At 46.9% G+C, this 14,223-nt stretch carries 19 protein-coding genes, 1 tRNA gene and 1 other annotated feature; of the genes, 3 read left to right on the top strand and 17 right to left on the bottom strand.

Annotated features, from left to right (window positions below):
* Nucleotides 1-7 precede the first annotated feature (7 nt).
* From coaBC to gmk, 3 genes are all read right to left on the bottom strand, one after another.
* Nucleotides 8-1,210, bottom strand: coding sequence for a bifunctional phosphopantothenoylcysteine decarboxylase/phosphopantothenate--cysteine ligase CoaBC (coaBC, locus tag AOQ57_RS05755; protein WP_093626083.1), 1,203 nt, complete (start codon nt 1,208-1,210; stop codon nt 8-10).
* A gap of 73 nt (nt 1,211-1,283) precedes the next feature.
* Entirely contained in the window at nt 1,284-1,562 is a 279-nt protein-coding gene (rpoZ, locus tag AOQ57_RS05750; RefSeq protein WP_093626081.1) for a DNA-directed RNA polymerase subunit omega, read from the bottom strand.
* A complete protein-coding gene (gene gmk, locus AOQ57_RS05745; RefSeq protein WP_093626080.1) occupies nt 1,559-2,179 on the bottom strand; it encodes a guanylate kinase in 621 nt (206 codons plus the stop codon). The genes rpoZ and gmk overlap by 4 nt, the downstream gene beginning before the upstream one ends.
* Before the next feature lie 193 nt (nt 2,180-2,372).
* Here gmk and AOQ57_RS05740 point away from each other — a divergent pair, with 193 nt between their 5' ends.
* Complete coding sequence (locus AOQ57_RS05740; protein WP_093626078.1) at nt 2,373-2,690, top strand: hypothetical protein; 318 nt, start codon at nt 2,373-2,375, stop codon at nt 2,688-2,690.
* Between the two features lie 60 nt (nt 2,691-2,750).
* Here the strand turns inward: AOQ57_RS05740 and recN are convergent, their stop codons facing one another.
* From recN to AOQ57_RS05670, 14 genes are all read right to left on the bottom strand, one after another.
* Nucleotides 2,751-4,430, bottom strand: coding sequence for a DNA repair protein RecN (gene recN / locus AOQ57_RS05735; RefSeq protein WP_093626076.1), 1,680 nt, complete (start codon nt 4,428-4,430; stop codon nt 2,751-2,753).
* A gap of 18 nt (nt 4,431-4,448) precedes the next feature.
* Nucleotides 4,449-4,898 carry an arginine repressor gene (locus AOQ57_RS05730; RefSeq protein ID WP_093626074.1) on the bottom strand — a complete coding sequence of 150 codons (450 nt, stop codon included), beginning with the start codon at nt 4,896-4,898 and terminating at the stop codon, nt 4,449-4,451.
* Nucleotides 4,899-4,911: 13 nt separating this feature from the next.
* Nucleotides 4,912-5,727, bottom strand: a complete 816-nt coding sequence (locus AOQ57_RS05725; protein ID WP_093626072.1) for a TlyA family RNA methyltransferase — start codon at nt 5,725-5,727, stop codon at nt 4,912-4,914.
* 9 nt (nt 5,728-5,736) lie between these two features.
* Nucleotides 5,737-6,612 (bottom strand): polyprenyl synthetase family protein, encoded by an 876-nt coding sequence (locus AOQ57_RS05720; protein ID WP_093626070.1) that lies wholly within the window; start codon nt 6,610-6,612, stop codon nt 5,737-5,739.
* Nucleotides 6,612-6,905, bottom strand: coding sequence for an exodeoxyribonuclease VII small subunit (locus tag AOQ57_RS05715; protein WP_093626068.1), 294 nt, complete (start codon nt 6,903-6,905; stop codon nt 6,612-6,614). The genes AOQ57_RS05720 and AOQ57_RS05715 overlap by 1 nt, the downstream gene beginning before the upstream one ends.
* Nucleotides 6,905-8,353, bottom strand: coding sequence for an exodeoxyribonuclease VII large subunit (gene xseA, locus AOQ57_RS05710; protein WP_093626066.1), 1,449 nt, complete (start codon nt 8,351-8,353; stop codon nt 6,905-6,907). Before xseA ends, AOQ57_RS05715 begins: the two co-directional genes overlap by 1 nt.
* On the bottom strand, nt 8,354-9,211 hold the full coding sequence (locus AOQ57_RS05705) for a bifunctional methylenetetrahydrofolate dehydrogenase/methenyltetrahydrofolate cyclohydrolase (RefSeq protein WP_093626064.1): 858 nt from the start codon (nt 9,209-9,211) through the stop codon (nt 8,354-8,356).
* Between the two features lie 181 nt (nt 9,212-9,392).
* Nucleotides 9,393-9,812 (bottom strand): transcription antitermination factor NusB, encoded by a 420-nt coding sequence (nusB, locus tag AOQ57_RS05700; protein ID WP_093626062.1) that lies wholly within the window; start codon nt 9,810-9,812, stop codon nt 9,393-9,395.
* Nucleotides 9,812-10,252: an Asp23/Gls24 family envelope stress response protein gene (locus AOQ57_RS05695; RefSeq protein ID WP_093626060.1), complete on the bottom strand. Its 441-nt coding sequence runs from the start codon at nt 10,250-10,252 to the stop codon at nt 9,812-9,814. Before AOQ57_RS05695 ends, nusB begins: the two co-directional genes overlap by 1 nt.
* A 94-nt stretch (nt 10,253-10,346) precedes the next feature.
* Nucleotides 10,347-11,423, bottom strand: coding sequence for a M24 family metallopeptidase (locus tag AOQ57_RS05690; RefSeq protein WP_093626058.1), 1,077 nt, complete (start codon nt 11,421-11,423; stop codon nt 10,347-10,349).
* 80 nt (nt 11,424-11,503) lie between these two features.
* Nucleotides 11,504-11,785, bottom strand: a complete 282-nt coding sequence (rpmA, locus tag AOQ57_RS05685; RefSeq protein WP_093626056.1) for a 50S ribosomal protein L27 — start codon at nt 11,783-11,785, stop codon at nt 11,504-11,506.
* A gap of 24 nt (nt 11,786-11,809) precedes the next feature.
* Nucleotides 11,810-12,133, bottom strand: a complete 324-nt coding sequence (locus tag AOQ57_RS05680; protein ID WP_093626054.1) for a ribosomal-processing cysteine protease Prp — start codon at nt 12,131-12,133, stop codon at nt 11,810-11,812.
* Between the two features lie 12 nt (nt 12,134-12,145).
* Nucleotides 12,146-12,454: a 50S ribosomal protein L21 gene (gene rplU / locus AOQ57_RS05675; RefSeq protein ID WP_093626052.1), complete on the bottom strand. Its 309-nt coding sequence runs from the start codon at nt 12,452-12,454 to the stop codon at nt 12,146-12,148.
* Between the two features lie 10 nt (nt 12,455-12,464).
* Nucleotides 12,465-12,535 (bottom strand) — a sequence feature (ribosomal protein L21 leader region).
* 83 nt (nt 12,536-12,618) lie between these two features.
* On the bottom strand, nt 12,619-13,260 hold the full coding sequence (locus AOQ57_RS05670; RefSeq protein ID WP_093626050.1) for a TetR/AcrR family transcriptional regulator: 642 nt from the start codon (nt 13,258-13,260) through the stop codon (nt 12,619-12,621).
* Nucleotides 13,261-13,458: 198 nt separating this feature from the next.
* Here AOQ57_RS05670 and AOQ57_RS05665 point away from each other — a divergent pair.
* Nucleotides 13,459-13,532 (top strand) — tRNA-Arg (locus AOQ57_RS05665).
* A gap of 271 nt (nt 13,533-13,803) precedes the next feature.
* A complete protein-coding gene (locus AOQ57_RS05660; RefSeq protein WP_093626048.1) occupies nt 13,804-14,121 on the top strand; it encodes a hypothetical protein in 318 nt (105 codons plus the stop codon).
* Nucleotides 14,122-14,223 lie beyond the last annotated feature (102 nt).

Here is a 14,223-nt window from a genome sequence, read left to right as displayed (position 1 = left end):
ACCCGTCCTATTTTCTCTCCGTTAAACGCTGTCCGATTAAGTCAATTAGGTGCTCAGCAACCGCTCGCTTACTCATCTGAGGCCATTCAACGGGATCTTGATCACGTGAGATAATCGTTACCTGATTGGTATCTTTGCCAAAGCCACTCCCGGCCTTAGTGATGTCGTTAGCCACAATCAAGTCGGCGTTTTTTCTAGCTAGCTCCGCGGTCCCGTTTTCAAGTAGGTGCTCCGTCTCAGCGGCAAATCCCACCACCAGTCGCTTACCCTTCTTTTGGCCCATCACCTTTAAGATGTCAGTGGTTTTAACCAATTGCAACGTTAAATTGCCGTTTTGATCCTTCTTAATTTTCTGTTCGTTTGGCTTGGCCAGGCGAAAATCGGCTACTGCTGCGGCCATCACTAGTGCATCCGCCTTCTCAAAGGCTAGATCAACTTTTTCAAATAGCTCTTCCGTTGTCTCAACTCGTTGAACCCGAATATTGGGATGGTGAGGCACTTCGACACTCACTTGACCCACAATTAAGTTAACATCGGCGCCCCTTAAAGCGGCCGCTTTAGCAATTGCGATTCCCATCTTCCCAGATGATCGGTTGCCAATGAAACGGACTGGATCAAGGGGCTCCCGGGTCCCACCAGCGGTAACAACCACCCGTTTTTTGGTAAGGGCGTTACTCTTGTTTAAAAAGGAATCGACCCATTTAGAAATGGTAGCCGGTTCGGGCATCCGTCCCTTACCAGCGTAGCCTTCCGCAAGCATCCCGTCGGTTGGTTCTAGAAAGTGAACCCCATCTTTTTTCAGCTGGGCAACGTTTCGTTGAGTGGCCGGATTGGCCCACATGTGCGAATTCATGGCCGGAACCACCAGGCGGCGTGCCTGAGTTGCTAAAAGAGCACTAGTGACTGCATCGTCAGCCAAGCCACTGGCCATCTTTGCAAGTACATCTGCACTTGCTGGGACCACCAGGGCTAAATCTGACCAGTCAGCCAAGTGAACGTGGGGAACCTGTCCCTCTGCACTCATCGCCCATAAGTCATCGACGACGGGGTGGTGGGTTAAGGAGCCCCAAGTGGCTGGGCCAACAAATTGCTGGGCGGCCTTGGTCTGAGCCACCCGTACTTCATGTCCTGCCCGTTGCAAATCCCGTACCACGCTAACCGCCTTATAAGCGGCAATACTTCCCGTTACGTACACTGCAATTCGCGCCATCTTGTTTCCTCCTTAAAATAAAAAGCGACCTGGGATTCCCCTGGCCACTTTCCCGGTTCTCCCGGTGGTTATTTTATATGTTTTCCTGGCTAGTGGCGTCGATCGTCACCAGACCAGCTTCGATTTCTTCAAGGGCCATCCCAACAGACTTGTCAGAGTCGTAGTGGTCCAACAAAAGTGGCTTATCCCCTTCTAAACTAACGGTTTCCCCCGCCTTGTCTGGGTGGTCAGCACGCCATTTATCAATACGGTATTTATCGATTTCGTGGGCGCGCTTGCTTGCTAACATGATTAATGAATAACGGGAGTCAACCCGTTCTAAAAGTTTATCAACGGATGGAAATAAAATCATTTCATCGATTCTCCTAACATTTCTAAGTAATCCGGCATTACCCGTCGTACTCGTAATCGTTCGCTTCGAATGATTTCCTTTACCTTTTCAACGGCATTTGGAACTTCATCGTTTACTACGGCATAGTCGTAATTTTGCATCATTTCGATCTCACCAAAGGCCTTTTGGATCCGCTTGTTGATTACTTCCATGCTGTCGGTTCCCCGATGAATCAAACGTTGCTTCAATTCCATCAGGTCAGGTGGGGTCAAGAAAATGAAGACGCCGTTCGGGCTCTTGGAGCGAACCTGCATTGCCCCGTTAACTTCAATTTCCAAGAAGACATCCTTACCGGAATCCAGGGTATCGTTAATCCATTTTAATGGTGTACCGTAATAGTTGTCAACATACTTGGCGTACTCAAGCATTTCACCAGCTTGGATCTTTTGTTCAAACTCCTCTTTAGAAACAAAGAAGTAGTCCTTACCATCAACTTCACCCGGTCGTGGCTTACGCGTCGTCATCGAAATTGAATACTGAAAGTCGTTTCCTGGTTGGTCAAAGATTGCCTTCCGAACCGTTCCCTTACCAACACCAGATGGTCCCGAAAGGACAATCAACATTCCTCGCTTTGTCATTTCTGTTCTTACCCCTAACCATTTTTAAAAGTATTGGATATATGATACCACAGTTTCTTACTCTGCCGGGCGAAGACTAATGAATTCTCACAATCATTTAATAAATTACGGATAAATGATCGGATTTTTCCTTGCTTTTCTGAACATCCGTTCGTATAATATAGTCACAAACAAACGTTCGGGGAGGACCAATATGAAAATTCCAAAACATTCTTTAATTAACCGGGGGACCGCTCTTTGGTTCTCCTTATTTGATACACCAAGCAATAATCAAACGATGGTTCCACGAATTCTTCCCATCCAGCCGCTTTTTCAGCGACGCCAATTCCTTAACCGCGCCATTAAAGAACGACGTGAGGTCTTTGTTCAGCTAATGCCTGTTCACACCGATGGTCAGATTATCAATGTCCGGGGTCCCTTGTCTCAGCTCCACGCCGGTCAATACGTTATCCAAACTGGCAATCTCTCCTATTTCTTTAAGCTTGCCCAACTCCGCTACATTGCCGGCTAACCATAATTAAGCAAACGACCCTAGGCCTCTCCAAAGGTCCAGGGTCGTTTTTTGCTTTTTTTATTTTGCCATTGCTAATAATTCCGAGGCGTGTTCGCGTGCAAGCTTAGTAATTGTTTCACCGGCTAACATCCGGGCCAATTCTTCAACTCGCTGGTCTTCATTCAGTTGTGAAACACTGGTGGTTGTCCGCTGGTTTTGAACCTGCTTTTTGATCAGCAAGTGGTGCTGAGCCACGGCAGCAACCTGAGGTAAGTGGGTAATGCAAAGGACCTGTGATCCCTGAGCAATCAGACGGATTTTATCAGCGATCGCCTGGGCTACCCGGCCGGAAACCCCAGTATCAACCTCATCAAAGATGATGCTGGTGACGCCCTCGCCCTGGGCAAAGATGGTCTTTAAGGCCAACATGACTCGTGACAGTTCCCCACCCGAAGCAATACGGGCCAGTGGACCCATCGCTTCTCCAGGGTTAGTTTGAATGTAGAATTCAGCTTGATCAATTCCGGTCGGTGAAAAGGCCGGAGCGTTGGTCTTCAAGAAGTTAACCTCAAAAACCGCCTTTTCCATGTACAGTTCCTTAAGCTGAACGTGAACTTTTTGGGCTAACTCCTTAGCCGCCTCTTGCCGAACCTTGCTAAGGGCGCTGCCCCTTTTCAAAAGCTCTTCTTTAACTTGGTTCAGCCGTTCTTCAAGGTCAGAATCCGAGTCTGCAGTCGCTTCCATCTCACTAAGCTCTGCTTTAATCTGCTCATAGTAGTCCAAAACGTCGGTTAGGCTCTCGCCATACTTATGCTCCAGATCGGCGATCACCGTTAGACGAGCGTTGATGGCCGCCAAGCGATTCTCATCGAACTCCAGGCTATCTAGCTGGTGACCCGCTTGGTTTGCAACGTCTTGTAAGGAATAGTAAGCATCAGACAGTGACTTAGCCAAGTCCGAATAGTCGGCATCAAAGGGGGCGATTTCTTCAGTTGCGTTCATGATCGTGGCTACCTGATCTAAAACAGGGGTGCCCTCATTATCATTCAAAATGCCCACCACCTGCTGAAGGGTGGTAGCAATTTGTTGGAAGTGCTCCAGGCGTTCCTTTTCCGCGATCATCTCGTCTTCTTCACCAGCTTGCAGGTTGGCCTCACCGATCTCTTTAACCTGGTAGCGCAGCATATCCAAGCGCTGGGCCCACTGCTGCTCATTTTCCTTCTTCTTATTGACCGCCGCCTCCAGACGCCGGTACTCCTGATAGACCTCTTTATAACCGGCAAGCAGGGGACGTACCTTGGCACTTGCGTACTGATCTAGCATACCTAGGTGGGATTCGGGCCGGAGCAGTAACTGGTGCTCGTTTTGACCCTGAATATCAACCAGGCCGGCACCCAATTGTTTAAGTATTGTTGCGTTGACTAGGCTCCCGTTAACTCGAATGGTGTTACGTCCGTTTCGGTGAATCTCGCGTGAAATAATCAGGACCCCATCATCATGTGAAATCCCCAGGTCATCCAAGAGTTCCTGGTAACCTGGTACCTTTGGGAGTTCAAACTGCCCCTGCAGGGATAATTTTTCAGCGCCCTTACGAATAAATTCCTGAGACCCTCGGCCCCCCGCTAGCAAGCTGACGGCATCAATGATAATCGACTTTCCGGCCCCGGTTTCACCGGTTAAGACCGTCATGTGATCATCAAAGGCCAGGTTCAAGTGATCGATAATCGCTAAGTTATCAATTGTAAGCTCTTGTAACACACGCAGCCCCCCATTCTATTAACGCATCTCCTCAATTCGCATCTCAAACTTCTTGGCCGCTTCCGTTGATTGGCAAACCACCAGGACGCTCGCATCATCGCCAATTGCCATGAAGACTTCTGGAAACTTAAGTGAGTTCACCAGAAGAGCCATCAACGGTCCGTGGCCTGGTTGCATCATCAGTCCCACCATCCGGTCACTTCGCTTTAGTTCAACCAGGTTGCTCTTAATGGTTGCCTCCAACTGGACTTCTCTATCCTCTTGATGGTGATTGGGTAAGCTGTAGTGGTACCCGCCATGGGTTGACGGTACCTTAATTAATTTCATTTCCTTGATGTCGCGTGAAATTGTTGCCTGCGTAACCTGAATTCCCGCCTGTGCTAACAAGTTGACGAGATCATCCTGACGCTCAACATCATTTTCCTCAATGATTTGTTGAATTTGCCGTTGACGACCAGCCTTTTTCATTACGTTTTCCTCCTTAGCTATTTAGTTCCGCGTAGGCAGCGTCAATAACGCGGTTAATGTCAATTTGGGGATTAATTTGGGCATTACCCTTAGCCAGCCTTAAGTGAGCCAAGAACTCAACGTTCCCCTGGCCTCCCTTAATCGGGGAGAAGTCCAATCCCAAAACGTCAAAGCCATCTTCGACCATAAAGGATAACACCCGCGTCAAAACCTCTTCGTGAACCTTACGTTCGCGAATAATTCCATGCTTTCCAACATGCTCTTTACCCGCTTCAAACTGGGGTTTAATCAGGGCTACCACTTCCCCACCCGGCACCAGAATATTAGCCAGCGGAGGGAGAATCATTGATAAAGAGATGAAGGAAACGTCAATGGAAGCAAATTCGGGTTGGCCTGCTGTAAAGTCTTCCCGCTTGGAGTAACGGAAGTTTGTTTGTTCCATTACCACCACCCGGGGATCATCACGTAACTGCCAAACGAGCTGGTTAGTCCCAACATCTAAGGCGTAAGAACGCTTAGCCTTATTTTGAAGCATTACGTCAGTAAATCCCCCCGTCGAGCTCCCAATATCTAAGACAACTTTATCAGAAACGGAGATATCAAAAACCTTCAGTGCCTTGGCCAACTTCAGTCCCCCACGTGAGACATAGGGCATTTTCTTGCCTTTCATGTGCAGTGTGGTGGTGACGGGAATCTTTTGGCCCGGCTTATCAAGGCGTTCGTTGTTTTGCCCTAGAATTTCGCCAGCCATTATTGATCGTTTAGCTTGTTCACGCGAATCAAACAGTCCCTGCTTTACTAAGAGAATGTCCACCCGTTCTTTTTCCATATTTTACCCCTAGATTTTAAAGTACGCTAAAAATTCATCCAAAATTGAAACATCACACCCGGCAGCTTCCTTGATTTGTGCCTGATAATCCCCAGCCGTTTGCAGGGCGGTGACTAACTCTTGCTTGGCTTGATCAAGCCCTAAGAGTCCCGGGTAGGTATTTTTGGCCTTATCTTGATCCTTGTGAGTTTTCTTACCCATTTGGGCCGTCGTAGCGGTCACGTCTAAGATATCATCATAGATCTGAAAGGCTAACCCGTAACTCTCACCAAAGCCGATCAGGGCGTCCAAAACTTCTTGTGGTTGATTTGCGATGATCCCTCCCGCTAAGACCGCATAGCGCAAAAGGGCGCCCGTCTTTTGACGATGAAGCTTCTTCAACTCAGTCAGTGAGAGTTTTTGACCAGTGGCCGAAACATCTGTTGCCTGTCCGGCTACCATCCCAGCTGGCCCTGCTGCCCGCGACAACTCCTGGACTAGTCGTAACCGGACTGCTGGGGCAAGATCATTTTCGCTTACCCATTGAAAGGCCAAGGTCAACAAACCGTCACCGGCTAAGGTTGCCATCCCCGCCCCGAAGACCCGATGGTTAGTCGGTTTACCCCGCCGCAGATCATCGTTATCCATCGCCGGTAGGTCGTCATGAATTAAGGAGTAAGTGTGAATTAGTTCTAACGCACAAGCGGCCCTGGTTACGTTATCATCAACTATGGTTCCCAGCATCTTAGCTACCGCCATTGTTAGGGTAGGTCGCAGACGCTTTCCTCCCGCCAAAAGCGAGTATCCCATTGACTCCTTTAAAATTGCTTGATCGCAATTATCGGCTAAATTAGCGGCCAGGTAAGCATCAACTTGGCTCACTAGAGCGGTTAGTTGTTTTGCCATTAAAAATGATCCTCATTTAAAAACTGCGATTGAAACCCCTGATTGTTAACCCCATTATTAGACACGTCTTCACCCTTTTCTTCGGCTGGATGAAGCTTGTCGTTTTCGTCCATCATCTTGGCTAGGGTGGCTTCAGCGTCGTTGAGTTGCTTCTTTAAACCGTTAGATATGGTCATCCCCTCTTTAAACAGGTCAATTGAATCACTTAGCGATACGTTCCCCTGTTGGAGCTTAGTAACAATTTCTTGGAGGTGTCCCAGTTGCTCTTCAAAACTTGCTGATTGATTTGCCATTATTTATTCCCCTTTTCAATTTCTTTAACCGTTACGTTCACAGCCCCGTCTTCAAATCTGATTGTGGCCTGGTCACCAACTTGTAGCTGCTTAGTTGATGACACAACTTTCTCATCCTTAGTGACCAGAGCAAAGCCCCGGGCCATAACCTTAAGCGGGCTCAATGTATCGAGTTGTTTAATCAGCGTGTCTACCTGCTGGCTTCGATCGTGAATAATACCACTTTGCACCTGGGTTAAGAGTTTGGTTAATGCTCCGCGCCTCTCTTTTAATCGAATCAGACGTTCCCGTTCGTGATTTAATCGGACCTGCATTTGAACTTGAAGTGCCCGCTGGATACTTGCTAACTGGGCTTGCTGCTTCGCCAGTCGTGCCCGAGGCGAGTTTCGCTCCAGGAACGTTTGCAATTCTTGAGCCACTTGGCGCTTATTGGTCACCCTTAGTTGGGCCTGGTTTTTTAGCCGGTCAGTTAGTTCATCCACTTGTTGGATCCGGGGGGCGAAAAGGCGCTCGGGTTGCTTGAAGAAGTAGCTTTCCGTCAGTGCCGTTACCTGCTGGCGAACATTTTGCAGTCGGTTTTTTTCGGCCGTATAGAGTAACGCTTGATCCTTTTGAAGTTCGGCCAAGACGTCGGCTAGTGGCCAGGCGGTGACTGCCTCTCCTGCCGCTGTCGGAGTTGCCGTCCGAACGTCGGCCACTAGGTCAGCAATTGTTGTATCCGTTTCATGACCAATCGATGAAATTACTGGTAGAGTCGCCTTTGCAATCGCTCTTCCAACAACCTCTTCGTTAAAAGGCCAGAGGTCTTCTAACGATCCCCCACCCCGGGCGACAATTAGAGCATCATAGGCTCTGGCTTCACTAACCCGATTAATCTGATGTGCAATTTCACTGGCAGCCTGATCTCCTTGAACTCGAGTTGGATAAAAGATCAGCTGAACCAACGGGTTACGGCGACGAACGGTGGTAATGATATCGTGCTTGACGGCTGCATCATTGGAAGTCACCACCGCCACCTGCTTAGGGAAGGGGCGTACTGTTTTTTTCGGCAGGTCAAATAAACCTTCTTGACGTAACTTTTTATAAAGCTGTTCGAAGCGCACCTGAAGGGTTCCAATCCCCGTCACTTCCATCTCCTCGGCGTACATTTGATAGCTGCCCCGGCCTTCATAAACCGATAAGCGGCCCTTTATGATCACCCGCATTCCATTTTCCGGGGTAAAGTTAACCTTAGCAAAGGCCCGCTGAAACATCACTACTGACAACTGAAACTGCCCATCAGCCTGATCGTCTTTTAAGGAAAAGTACTGGTGTGTCTTACGTAAGCGAAAATCGGTTAGCTGGCCTACCACGTAAACATTCCGGTTTAGATACGGGTCCGCATCGAATTTTCGCTTAACGTACCTAGTGAGCTGGGCCACCGTCAAACAGTTCTTTTCCGCGATCATTTACTCCTCACTCCACTCTGCCAAATCCACAGTTTGAGCCATCAAGCTGGCAATCGTCATCGGACCGACCCCACCGGGAACCGGAGTGATTAGACTTGCCTTATCCTTAACATCTTCAAAATCGACATCGCCACACAAACTCCCATCTTCTAAACGGTTAATCCCGACATCAATCACCACGGCACCTTCTTTGACGTCTTGAGCCTTGACAAAGCGAGGTTGCCCAATGGCAACAATCAAGACATCGGCATGACGCATATAAAAGGCTTTATCTTTTGTGTGGCGAGATATCATCGTTACCGTTGCATTCCGGTTTTGTAACAGGGATTGCATCGGCTTGCCGACCAAAATCGAGCGGCCCATTACCACAACATCCCTGCCACCTAACTTAACATTGTAATGGTCCAGCATCGTCATAACTCCCCGTGGGGTACATGAAACTGGGTAGCACTTATCCGGATCATTATTATATAGTCGCCCCACGTTAAAGGGATGGAAGCCGTCAACATCTTTTTGAGGGTTGATGGCGTTATCAAGGACCTTTTCGTCAAGATGGCTCGGCAGTGGCGATTGAATCAAAATTGCATGAATTGACGGATCTTGATTCAAATCCTGAACACAGGCCATAACTTCTTCTTGACTGACGTCTTCTGCAAAAGTTTTTAACACAGACTTCATCCCAAGTTTTTCGGCTTTGCGATGCTTATTACGAGTGTAAATTGCACTGGCTGGATCATCACCGACCAGAATCACCGCAATTCCCGGAGTTATTCCCCGCTCCTTCAGTGCCGTAACACGGGCGGCCGTCTTTTCATTAAGTTCCCTAGCTAATTTTTTACCGTCGATTAGTTCCACCATGGTAAACAATTCCTCCCCTATCGGTCGTTCATTTTTGGTTAATGTTCGGGATTTAACGGCATTATTTAACTTAAACTAAATTTAAGTTCCTTTTTTACCATGGATTAATTTTAACACGCCAACTCCTAGCTTGAAAATAAGAAAAAGGGGCCCAGCACAGTGCTTGGCCCCTTTCCTTTAATTACGGGGTAGTTATCTTTGGTCCCCCAATGTGACCTAACACCCCGTTGATAAACTTCCGTGACTTGTCATCGCTGTATTCCTTAGCTAATTCCAAGGCCTCATCAATGGCAACGGCAACCGGAACGTCATCAACGTATTTCATTTCATAAAGGGCTAAGCGTAAGATAATTAAGTTTGGCTTTTCCACCCGCGAAAGCGTCCAGCCCTTCGCCAACGACGCTTCAATGTCTTGGTTAAACTCGTCTTCATGTTGGGTTACCCCTGTGACAAGACTCTCAAGATAGGCCGGCACTTCTTCTTGCGGGGCAAGTGGCAATAATTCCCGGTACAACTCTTCTCGGTTAACCTCAGCATCAGACGCCATCGCAAACAATGTTTGAAAGGCCACTTCTCGAATCTTACGACGACTAAAACTCACTACTCTTCACCATCTTCACTTTCTTCTTGTTCAAATAAATTATCTGGATCGACCGTTTGGGCTTCTTTTGGTGTGACAATCCCTTGAACATGAACGTTTACTTCACTAACCGTCAAGTCCGTCATCAAAGCCACTTGTTGGGTTACCTTACCTTGAATTTCAGCTGCTACCTTCGGGAGTTGAGCGCCGTAATCAAGATAGACATCGACGTCAATTGCCAGGGTTCGGTCTTCCCGATTGGCCAACTTAACCCCACGCCGGCGATCAGAACGGCCCAGTAGTTCTCCCACGTTGTTGGCAAGAGAACCGTGCATCTTAGACACCCCATCGATCTCATTAGCAGCGATTCCCGCAATGATTTCAATGACCCGCGGTGCAATTTGAATCTTACCTAAGGACTGGTCGTCACTATTTAAAATAATCGTTGAATCTTCAGCCATCCGTTCGGCCTCCTATTTATTCTTGGATCGGGCACGTCAGTACATGCGTTATCTTTTCTATTTTGCACTATTAAAGGATAAATTGCAAATTGACCTAGCTCACTACAACTAAGTCGGTGGGCGCCTTGGTCAAGACTTCAGCCCCGCCATGCGTTACTAATACATCATTTTCGATCCGGATCCCGCCTACACCAGGTAAGTAAACTCCTGGTTCAACGGTAACCACTTCATTGTTACGGAACTTGTAACGATGGCTGCCCGGTCCGTACGAGTTCGGAAATTCGTGAACCATCATTCCAATTCCGTGTCCCATCCCGTGGTTAAAGTAATCTCCATAGCCAGCATCCTCAACTGGCCTCCGCCCCAGCATGTCTGCCTCGTTACCAGTCATTCCAACTTTCAATTGAGAAATTACGTTTTTTTGAGCAGCGTCAATCAGGTGATGCAGATCAATCAGTCGCTGGTCAAGTTGCCCGACAGCAAAAGTTCGGGTCATATCCGCAGTGTAGCCATCCACATAGTAGCCAAAGTCAATGGTTACCAAATCTCCCTCCCTTAGCTGACGGGCCGAAGCGGTGGCATGCGGCTTAGCCGAGTTCGGGCCGCTAGCTAAGATTGTTGGGAACGATTCTCTGGTAGCTCCGTTCATTCTCATCCAATGGTCTAGCTCCAAGGCTAGTTCCCGTTCGCTTACTCCGGGGTGAGCAATTGACAAGAGGTAGTTATAACCCCGGTCGTGTAGTTTCGCTGCCTTACGTAGCCTCTCAACCTCTTCAGCATCTTTAATCCGACGCAGCCGTTCCACCACCCGGTTAGAGGGTACAATGGCAGCTTCCATCAAATCGTCAAGACGTTCGTAAGTCCGGTAATTGATGGTGTCTTCAAAACCCATCACCGTTACCTTCATTCCCTTGCAGAGCTTATTTAGATCTCCCCAATAATCCTGGGTGATCATCGCCACCACCTCATCAGACTTAAACTCTCGTAAGGCCTCTTGATACCGTGCATCAGTGATGATTACGGCATCGGAGTCAGTAACTAACAGTCCACCATCGCCCTGCTCAAGGTTGAAACCAGTTAGGTACCGAATGTTAGTCTTATCGGTTACCAAAAACGCATCAATATACTGCTTTTCAAACCCCATCCGGAGCCGCTCAATTCTCGTTTTCATAAGCTACCCTTCCTAAAGCACAAACAATCCATTAAAAGACAAAAAAACCGTAAGCACAAGGCTTACGGTCTATTATGAGCTTATTCAGCCACTGGGTAAACGGAAACTTTCCGCTTGCTCCGGCCCATGCGTTCAAACTTAACAACGCCATCAACCAATGCAAACAGAGTATCATCGTTACCGCGACCAACGTTTTCACCTGGGTTGATGTGAGTACCACGTTGACGGTAGATGATTGATCCGGCAGTAACTACGGAACCATCAGCTGCTTTAGTACCAAGGCGCCGACCTGCAGAGTTACGACCGTTGGCAGTGGAACCGCCCCCCTTGTGGTGGGAGAAGAATTGAAGATCCATAATCATAGTTGTTCACCTCCAGCAAAGATATTAATTAAACATTTTAACCTCAAGAAACTCACCATACTGTTCCTGGATGTCAAGAATCCCAGTAAGAAACGTTTGGAGAATTATTTGAGCATCGTGACCTTGGTCAATATAGGTAACCTCTAAATGGCCCCCATTGGATACATCTTGTGTAACGGTGGGTTCTTTTTTTACTACCCGTTCAAGACCGTTAACCGTTGTGATCGCCAAGGCCGAGACCGCAGCACACACAATATCTTGGCCCATGGGCCCAGAATCAGCATGCCCGACCATCTTAAACGATGTGATTTTTTGATCCAGCGTCACCGTAAATGAGACACGAATCATACTAACACCTCATTAAGCGTTGATCGTGTCAATAGTAACCTTAGTGTAAGGTTGACGGTGACCTTGCTTCGTGTGGGTGTGCTTCTTCGGCTTGTACTTGAAGGTTACAACCTTCTTTTCCTTGCCTTGCTTGTCAACAGTCCCTTCAACAGAAGCGCCGTCAACAAATGGCGTGCCGATCTTAGTGTCGTCACCGCCTACGAAGACAACCTTGTCAAAGGTAACCTTGTCACCTGCTTGAGCATCGAGCTTTTCAACGTAGATAGCTTGACCTGCTTCTACCTTGTATTGCTTGCCACCAGTTACGATAATTGCGTACATTCTGTGCACCTCCTTAATTAAGACTCGCCGCGACGAGTAGCGGCTGCTTTTAAACTCGTCATCGTGCGGTTGTAGTTGTGGGGTTACAAATACAACGTTCTTATCCTATCAAAGAACCGTCCCTTCGTCAACTGATTGGCGAAAAGACGGTCCATATTTTCTGATTATATTTCTAAATCATTATGGATTTGAAAATCAAAGAAGGATATTACTAACAAGTGGCTACTGGCAAAGTTATTAAGCATTTTTTCAAGGCTACTGGTCATGAAACGGGGAGTGTATATTAAGCACCCCTCAAGCCAACGAATAATTAATCCTAACAGTGCCGAGGCGATGAAAGCCACTTGAATTCGAAGCGGAACGTCGATCTCCTCTAAATCCGTCCCCAGCCCCTTAGCATAATTAGTAATCACCTCCATCAGCCGATTGTACAGTTGCTGGTAAAAGTAACGATTTTGTTGGCCGCTGAGCAAAACGGTAAAGACATCCGCATTCTTTTCAATATAGGAAAAGGTTTCACTAATGCTCATGGTCTGGAGAGTAGTGCCGTTAGTTACTTCTCGGGGAGTACCCTTTTCTAGGACGTGTTCGAACAACTGGTCGATAATCCCATTCATTGCTGCCTCCACAAAATCTTGTTTATCCCGGTAGTGGAGATAAAAGGTTCCCCGTGTGATATTGGCTGTCTTGGTAATTTTTTGAACGGAAATGTTTTCTAGTTTTTCATGCTGCATTAGGTAGACCAATGCACGTCGTAAATTGGTTTGCGTTTTAACAACCCGCGGATCTTGCTTAATGACTGTCATCTTATAACCCCCATTCAAGAACCTTGACACAATACGGTACCTTCAGGTATGAAGTATTCTTTCTCTATTCTTACTACCTATTATATGTTCAATATAAGTTGTCGTCAAACGCTTACTTTAAATACTTGACTATTATTTCAACGCTTTTCGGGTAAGAAATTGACAAGCCCTATCCCGTTCTTTATACTAATGTAGTCTGGGGCGGTAGCTCAACCGGATAGAGCATTGGTCTTCTAAACCAAAGGTTGCGGGTTCGATTCCCGCCCGCCTCATTTTTGATAAAATCTAGGAAAACTTGAGAACCTCACGAAATTTTGAAGTTGGTGCACATAGCTTTCTATCAATTGCCATTGAACAAAATTGATATAGTTAAAGCCCCTAGTTACTGTTATGCAAGCTAGGGGCTTTCCATAGTTATGGCATAAAAAAACTCCCGGCTCGCTTTGCAAGTCGGGAGTTAATTATATAGTTTTAGTTCAACTAAATTAGGTTAAAATAGAAGTATAATACGTTGCTTATCTAGTTAAGACAAGGAGGATAGTCATGAAAAGAACAACCATGAAAAAAGTAGTAGGACTCGGAGCCATTGTATTCGCTGGTATGCTATTAGCTGATCGCTCCCATATCAAGAAAATTAAGGTATCCACCGACGGTAACTATAATGAAATCAACGTACGCACCTCACGTAAACGTATATATTATCGCATTGGAAATGGTGTAATTAAATCGGTTAAGGTTAAAAATGGAGTAGCAACAATTGAAATCCCACATGCTTCTACTAATAGAACTGTTCAACTCAGTGCTCATCGTGATTTAGATGATAGTAAGCAAGTTATCATTCCAGCCACGAACGCCCTTTAAAGAGGAAGCCTACGAATCAGTTACTAAAAAGCAGTACGCTAGTCTACAAAAAAAGAAAGTTCACGTGGAAAGTGAAAAGAATTGTCAACTACCACCGATTAA

This window comes from Limosilactobacillus gorillae (assembly GCF_001293735.1).
Classification (GTDB): domain Bacteria; phylum Bacillota; class Bacilli; order Lactobacillales; family Lactobacillaceae; genus Limosilactobacillus; species Limosilactobacillus gorillae.
Note: the sequence above shows the minus strand (reverse complement) of the source record. Positions and strands in the feature narration are given on the sequence as shown.

Bases quoted from the DNA above. Each gene is read 5' to 3' on its own strand.
- AOQ57_RS05690 (WP_093626058.1), bottom strand. From the start codon at position 11,423: ATGAAAACGAGAATTGAGCGGCTCCGGATGGGGTTTGAAAAGCAGTAT.
- AOQ57_RS05695 (WP_093626060.1), bottom strand. From the start codon at position 10,252: ATGGCTGAAGATTCAACGATTATTTTAAATAGTGACGACCAGTCCTTA.
- AOQ57_RS05730 (WP_093626074.1), bottom strand. From the start codon at position 4,898: ATGAAAAAGGCTGGTCGTCAACGGCAAATTCAACAAATCATTGAGGAA.
- AOQ57_RS05725 (WP_093626072.1), bottom strand. From the start codon at position 5,727: ATGGAAAAAGAACGGGTGGACATTCTCTTAGTAAAGCAGGGACTGTTT.
- gmk (WP_093626080.1), bottom strand. From the start codon at position 2,179: ATGACAAAGCGAGGAATGTTGATTGTCCTTTCGGGACCATCTGGTGTT.
- rpmA (WP_093626056.1), bottom strand. From the start codon at position 11,785: ATGATTATGGATCTTCAATTCTTCTCCCACCACAAGGGGGGCGGTTCC.
- AOQ57_RS05660 (WP_093626048.1), top strand. From the start codon at position 13,804: ATGAAAAGAACAACCATGAAAAAAGTAGTAGGACTCGGAGCCATTGTA.
- AOQ57_RS05680 (WP_093626054.1), bottom strand. From the start codon at position 12,133: ATGATTCGTGTCTCATTTACGGTGACGCTGGATCAAAAAATCACATCG.
- coaBC (WP_093626083.1), bottom strand. From the start codon at position 1,210: ATGGCGCGAATTGCAGTGTACGTAACGGGAAGTATTGCCGCTTATAAG.
- AOQ57_RS05705 (WP_093626064.1), bottom strand. From the start codon at position 9,211: ATGGTGGAACTAATCGACGGTAAAAAATTAGCTAGGGAACTTAATGAA.
- AOQ57_RS05720 (WP_093626070.1), bottom strand. From the start codon at position 6,612: ATGGCAAAACAACTAACCGCTCTAGTGAGCCAAGTTGATGCTTACCTG.
- AOQ57_RS05740 (WP_093626078.1), top strand. From the start codon at position 2,373: ATGAAAATTCCAAAACATTCTTTAATTAACCGGGGGACCGCTCTTTGG.
- rpoZ (WP_093626081.1), bottom strand. From the start codon at position 1,562: ATGATTTTATTTCCATCCGTTGATAAACTTTTAGAACGGGTTGACTCC.
- rplU (WP_093626052.1), bottom strand. From the start codon at position 12,454: ATGTACGCAATTATCGTAACTGGTGGCAAGCAATACAAGGTAGAAGCA.
- xseA (WP_093626066.1), bottom strand. From the start codon at position 8,353: ATGATCGCGGAAAAGAACTGTTTGACGGTGGCCCAGCTCACTAGGTAC.
- AOQ57_RS05715 (WP_093626068.1), bottom strand. From the start codon at position 6,905: ATGGCAAATCAATCAGCAAGTTTTGAAGAGCAACTGGGACACCTCCAA.
- AOQ57_RS05670 (WP_093626050.1), bottom strand. From the start codon at position 13,260: ATGACAGTCATTAAGCAAGATCCGCGGGTTGTTAAAACGCAAACCAAT.